The sequence below is a fragment of the Streptomyces chartreusis genome (assembly GCF_008704715.1).
GTDB classification, from domain to species: Bacteria; Actinomycetota; Actinomycetes; order Streptomycetales; family Streptomycetaceae; genus Streptomyces; species Streptomyces chartreusis.
In genome coordinates this window covers 9,375,367-9,381,425 of sequence record NZ_CP023689.1, presented here as the reverse complement: position 1 = coordinate 9,381,425, position 6,059 = coordinate 9,375,367, and the positions used below count along the sequence as shown (strand labels likewise).

Annotated in this window: 5 protein-coding genes; all 5 read right to left on the bottom strand. The window is 70.1% G+C overall.

Annotated features, from left to right (window positions below):
- Nucleotides 1-18 precede the first annotated feature (18 nt).
- Nucleotides 19-1,806, bottom strand: a complete 1,788-nt coding sequence (locus CP983_RS41570) for an ABC transporter ATP-binding protein (protein WP_150505627.1) — start codon at nt 1,804-1,806, stop codon at nt 19-21.
- A 2-nt stretch (nt 1,807-1,808) separates the two neighbouring features.
- Complete coding sequence (locus tag CP983_RS41565) at nt 1,809-2,867, bottom strand: iron-siderophore ABC transporter substrate-binding protein (protein WP_150505625.1); 1,059 nt, start codon at nt 2,865-2,867, stop codon at nt 1,809-1,811.
- Between the two features lie 112 nt (nt 2,868-2,979).
- Complete coding sequence (locus tag CP983_RS41560; protein ID WP_107909655.1) at nt 2,980-3,819, bottom strand: ABC transporter ATP-binding protein; 840 nt, start codon at nt 3,817-3,819, stop codon at nt 2,980-2,982.
- Between the two features lie 26 nt (nt 3,820-3,845).
- The gene (locus CP983_RS41555; RefSeq protein WP_189748938.1) at nt 3,846-4,949 is read right to left on the bottom strand and encodes a FecCD family ABC transporter permease; all 1,104 of its coding nucleotides are present in this window, start codon (nt 4,947-4,949) and stop codon (nt 3,846-3,848) included.
- A gap of 32 nt (nt 4,950-4,981) precedes the next feature.
- Nucleotides 4,982-6,040 (bottom strand): FecCD family ABC transporter permease, encoded by a 1,059-nt coding sequence (locus CP983_RS41550; protein ID WP_150505624.1) that lies wholly within the window; start codon nt 6,038-6,040, stop codon nt 4,982-4,984.
- Between the last annotated feature and the right edge of the window lie 19 nt (nt 6,041-6,059).

Genomic DNA, 6,059 nt, shown 5'->3' with positions numbered 1-6,059 from the left:
ACTCGGATCAGGGGTTGCTCAACTGCCCTCTCGCCAGGCACGCCACAGTCGTGCGTACCGGCCGCCCAGAGCCACCAGTTCCTCGTGCGTGCCCTGTTCCACGACGCGTCCGGCGTCCAGCACGGCGATCCGGTCGGCCGCCATCGCCTGGGTCAGCCGGTGCGCCACGAACAGCGTGGTGCGGCCCGAGCATGCGGCCAGCACGGCCCGCTCCAGTTCGGCGGCGCCTTCGCTGCCCGCCTCCGCCGTCGACTCGTCGAGCACCACGACCGGCGACCCGGCGAGCACCAGCCGGGCCAGGGCGATCTGCGCGACCTTGGTGACGTCGAGGCGCTCACCGCCCTCGCCGACCGGCGTCCGTACTCCGTCGGGCAGCGCCTCGACCCATCCTTCGGCGCCGACCGTGCGCAGCGCGTTCATCAGCTCGGCGTCGGTCGCGGCCGGCGCGGCCAGGCGCAGGTCGTCGGCGAGCGGCCCGGAGAACACGTGTGTCTCCTGCGTCAGGATGCTCACCAGGGCCCGTGCCCCGGCCTCGTCCAGTCCGGCGAGGTCGGTCGCGCCGATCCGCACCGACCCGGCCTGCGGAGTCCCTATGCCCGCGATCAGGGCGGCCAGGGTCGTCTTCCCAGCACCTGTCGCTCCCACCAGTGCGAGCGAGCCGCTGGCCGGGATGGTCAGGCTCACGTCCCGAAGGACCGGCTCCTCGCCGCCGGGATAGCGGAACGTCAGCCCCTCCACCGTCACCGGGTACGCTCCGGCGGCGGCCGCCTCGACGGCCGTGTCGCCCACCAGCCGGTCCTCCGTGGGCTCCTCCAGCACGCCGACCAGGCGGGTCAGGCTCGCACCCGACTTCTGCGCCTCGTCGAAGGTGAACATGATGGCGCCGAGCGGGACGAACAGCCGGTGGAACAGCAGCGGGGCGGCCGAGACCTCGCCCAGGGTGGCGGCGTCGGTCTCCAACAGGGCGTATCCGACCAGGAGGATCAGGGTCAGTCCGATGAACTCGGCGCGGTTCTCCCGGCCGACGAAGCGGCCGAAGAACCGGAACACCTCGATTCCGAGGTCGCGCACCCGCCACGACTCCTCGGTCACCTTCTCGCGGAAGGCGCCCTCCAGACGGTACGCCCGGACCGTGTCGATGCCGTTCAGACCGCTGATGAGCGCTTGCGCACGGTCGGCCTGAGCGACCCGCTGCCTCTGGTAGAGCGGGGCGGACCGGGGCAGGTACCAGCGCAGGGCCAGCGCGTAGGCGGGCAGTGCGCCCGCTCCGGCCAGTCCGAGTCGCCAGTCCAGGCCGAACATGCCGATCGTGGCGATGACGACGAGGACGCCGGCCGAGAACACCGTGGGGATGGCCGTACGGATGCCCTTGGAGATGACGGCCACGTCGTCGCCGACCCGGGAGAGCACGTCTCCCCGGCCGACCTGCTCGATCCGTGCGCTCGGCATCCCGAGCACCGCGCGGACGGCGCCCTCGCGCAGCCGCGCGAGCAGGTCCGCGCCCAGACGGCCGATCAGGTACGTAGACACGGCGGTGGCCGCCGCGCCGAGCAGTGCGGCGGCCACCATCAACGCCCCGATCGTGACCAGGATGGAGCGTGCCTCGCCCTCGACCACACCGTCGACGACACGACCGAGCAGGAGCAGGGGGAGGACCTGGAGCGCCGCCCCCGCCACCGTGGTGAGCACGGTGGCGACCGTCAGCCAGGGCACTTCGCGGCAGTGCGCCACGACCCATCGGGTGGCCTCGCGTCCGGTCGCCGTGCGCAGGGTCGCCGGGGCGACGCGCGTGTCGGTGCTGGTCACACCTAACCGACCGACTTGACGAGCTCGTCGATCGCGTACGGCATGGAGAGCAGGGTGCCCTGCGAGATGGCCGCGCCGACCGCCGGGCCCTCACTGTCCAGCAGGTACGACACCTTGCCGTTCTTCACCGCGTCCAGGTTGGTGAACAGCTTGAACTTCTTCAGCGCCTCCGTGTCCGCCTTGTCGTTGATGACGAAGATGCGGTCGACGTCGACCAGGTCGATGCGCTCGGGCGACAGCTTGGTGTAGAAGCTGCCGTCGGCGGCCTTGTCGATCTCGGTCCGGTACTTGAAGCCGATGCCCGACACCAGCCGTCCGCGCACGTCGGTGGAGGTGAACGGCGCCACCGAGTTCTCGTACCAGGACAGTGCGACCGCGGTCTCCTTGCCGAACTCGGGGTGTGCCTTCTTGGCCGCGTCGAGCTGGTCCTGCACGTCCGCGATCATCTTCTCGCCCTCGTCCGCCTTGCCGAGGGCCTTGGAGATCTGGAGCGCGTTGTCCTGCCAGGGCGCGCTGAACGGCTCCTTCTCCGTCTTGGTACGGCCCACCGTCGGAGCGATCTTGGAGAGCTTGTCGTAGGCGGCCTGGTCGACCTCGGAGTAGACGGCGATGATCAGGTCGGGGCGCAGGGCGGCGATCTTCTCGTAGTTGGGGCCGGAGTCACCGTTCTTCATGATGACCTCGGGCTTGGTGTCGCCCCACTTGTCCTTCGTCCAGGGCCACTGGGTGTTGATGTCGGGGCTCTTGCCCGCGGGGTTCGGGTACTGGTCGGTCATGCCGACGGGCTTGATGCCGAACGCGAGGACGGTCTGATCGTCGGTGTAGCCGACGGTGACGACCCGTTCGGGGGTCTTGGTGATCTTCGTGGATCCGAATGCGTGCTCCACCGTGACCGGGAATACGCCGGCGGCGGCGGTCGAGTCGTTATTGCCCGCGTCGTCCGAGGAGTCGGACGAGTCGGAACCGCATCCCGCGAGGAGGGCGACGCCGACGGTTGCGGCGGACAGGACGGCCGCAAGCCGCCGCCAGGGCTTCATAGGCGTCGTGCTGGTGAGGAGCATCCGCATTCCCCTTGCTTTCGTGCTTTCCACTGCACCCCCGTCTAAGGGCAGGCAAACCTTAGCGTGGGCGGATGAGGTAAGCCTAGCCTAACCTCTCCAACTTCAATACGATCTAGGGGAGTTGAACGTGTGCACGACCGATCGGCACGATCAGGGGCCGGTCCCCCACCGGATCGTCGATCACCATGGCGCGCAGTCCGAACGCCTCGTGCAGCAGTTCGGCGGTGATCACGTCACGTGGGTGACCCTGCGCCAGGATCGAACCCTCCTTCATCACCACGAGGTTGTCGCTGTAGCGCGTGGCCAGGTTGAGGTCGTGCAGGACCATGACCACCGTGCACCCCGACTCGTGCAGGTCGTCCACCAGGTCGAGTACGTCGATCGCGTGCGCGAGGTCGAGATAGGTGGTCGGTTCGTCCAGCAGCAGCAGATCGGTGCCCTGGGCCAACGTCATGGAGATCCAGACGCGTTGACGCTGTCCGCCGGACAACGAGTCGACCGGGCGGTCGCCCAGGTCCGAGACCCCGGTCATGGCCAGCGCGCGCTCCACGACGGCGGCGTCGTCCGACGACCACTGCCGCAGCCAGCTCTGGTGCGGATGGCGTCCCCTGGCGACCAGGTCGGCCACCGTCAGCCCCTCCGGCGCGACCGGTGCCTGCGGCAGCAGGCCCAGCTTCTTCGCGACGTCCCTCGTCCGGAGCCTGCCGATGTCGTCGCCGTCCAGGACGACCGTCCCCCTGGTCGGCTTGAGCAGCCGCGACAGCGTCCGCAACAGGGTCGACTTCCCGCAGCCGTTGGGCCCGATGATCGTGGTGACGACCCCGGACGGGATCGCCACGTCCAGATCCTCGATGACCGTCCGGGCGCCGTACCCGACGCTGACGCCGTCGGCCGCCAGCCGTGTGGCGTCGACTGCCGCGGCGACCTCGGTCACAGTGTGCTGAGCCCCCACAGGGTCCCCCCTCCGTTCAGGCTTGTTCACCCTTGCCCCGGCAGTCTGAGGTTGGCACGGACCAGCAGATAGACGAGGAAGGGACCGCCGATCGCGGCGGTGACCACGCCGACCGGGAGGCCGATCGGCAGTGCCGTGCGCGCGACCAGGTCCGCACCGATCAGCAGCAGGGCGCCCACCACGCCGGACGCCACGATCGGCGGCGTCGGGCATCTCACCAGTCGCATGGCGACCTGCGGCGCCACCAGCGCGACGAACGGGACCGGACCCGCGGCGCTCACCGCCACGCCGGCCAGCAGGACCGCGCACAGCAACAGCACCGCACGCACCCTCGTGTACCGCACGCCCAGGCCCGCGGCGACGTCGTCGCCGAGGTGCAGCGGTTTGAACTGGAAGGAGACCCCACCGACCACGACCAGGAGGACGAGCGTTCCCCAGATCGCCACCCGGACCTCGTCCCACGACCGGCCGTCCAGCGAACCGACCAGCCAGGCCTGGGCCCTGGCCACGTCCCTGATGTCGGCCGTCGCCAGCAGCCAGGTGGTGATCGCCTCCATCACGGCGCTCACCGAGATGCCGATGAGGATGAGCCGGAACCCGTCGATCCCGCGCCGCCAGGCCAGGAAGTACACCAGGAGTCCGGTGCCGAGCCCGCCGGCGAGCGCGGCCGCGGAGAGGCCCACGGCGTTGACGACCGCCGCGGCGGTCCCACCGGACACGGTCACCAGGAACACCGCGACCGCGCTGGCGCCCCCGGTGATCCCGAGGATGTCGGGACTGGCCAGCGGATTGCGGGCGACGGACTGTGTGATCGCCCCGGACACTCCCAGCGCGACCCCGACGACGAGTCCGGCCAGCGCCCGCGGCATCCGCAGGTCCATGATGACGAACTCGTCGACCTGCTCGCCCCTGCCGAGAAGCGTGGCGATCACCTGGTCCAGGCCGATGGGGAAGTCCCCGATGCCGATGGACAGGCAGAACACCAGGAAGGCCGCGGCGGCCAGCAGCACGGTGACGAGCACGTTCCAGGGGCGCCAGACGAACGACACGGTCCCAAGACGTACGCCGGGCGTCATCGCCGGCCTCGTGTCCCGCAGGTTCGGCCGCACCTCTGCCCCGTCCGGCCGCATGCCGGGCCCGCTCGGCCTCAAGTCCTTGCCGCTCATGCGCTCTTGAACTTTCCGCGCCACACCAGGACCGCGAAGAAGGGGGCGCCCAGGAGAGCCACGAGGACTCCCGCGTCCAACTCGCTCGGTCGCACCACCAGTCGGCCCACGATGTCACAGGCCAGCAGGATGACGGCTCCGAGCAGACCGGCGTACGGCACCAGCCAGCGATAGTCCGGTCCGGTCAGATAGCGGGCCACATGGGCGACCATGAGTCCGAGGAACGCGATGGGGCCGCACGCCGCCGTCGCCGCGCCCGCCAGCAGGGTGATGGCGGCGATGCCCACGGTCCGGCTCAGCGCGATGTTCACGCCCAGCCCCCGTGCCACGTCGTCGCCCAGGTTGAGGAGGTTGATGGCGGGCAGCGTGGTCACCGCCAGGACCAGCCCGACGACGATGAATCCGGTCACCGGCCAGATGACGTCGAAGCCGACACCGGCGACGGATCCCGCGTTCCAGAACCGCAGCGCGTTCAGCGACTCCTTGTCCCCCAGCGCGACCGCGGTCGTCATCGCCGCGAGGAACACCGCGACCCCCTGCCCGGCCAGCGCGAGCGTCAACGGATTGCCGGCGCCCCTGCCGATGCTCGCCAGCCCGAACACGACGACACCCGCGGCCGCGGCCCCGAGGAAGGCGAACCAGACGTACTGGAACGGGTCGTCGAACCCGAACAGGGCGATCGCCGCCACCACCGCGAACGAGGCACCGGTGTTCACCCCCAGCAGGCCCGTGTCGGCGATCGGGTTGCGTGTGTACCCCTGGATCAGTGCCCCGCCGACGCCCAGGGCGATGCCCGCGACGATCGCGAGCACCGTCCGGGGAACGCGCACGGTCTGCACGATGAGCCTGATCTCGGTGAGCCGTTGGTCGGAGTCCGGCGCCGCGAACAGCCCGTGCCACACGTCCGCAGGGCTCAACGCGCGCGCACCGACAGCCAACGACACCGCCCCCGCGATCACGAGGAGCACCACCAGCGTGCTCAAACCCACAACCCGCCGCCGGCGGGCCTGTGTTGTGCCCCTGGACGTGGGGCGTTCCAGTGCAGTCGTGCCCATGTGGACGTACGTTATCCCT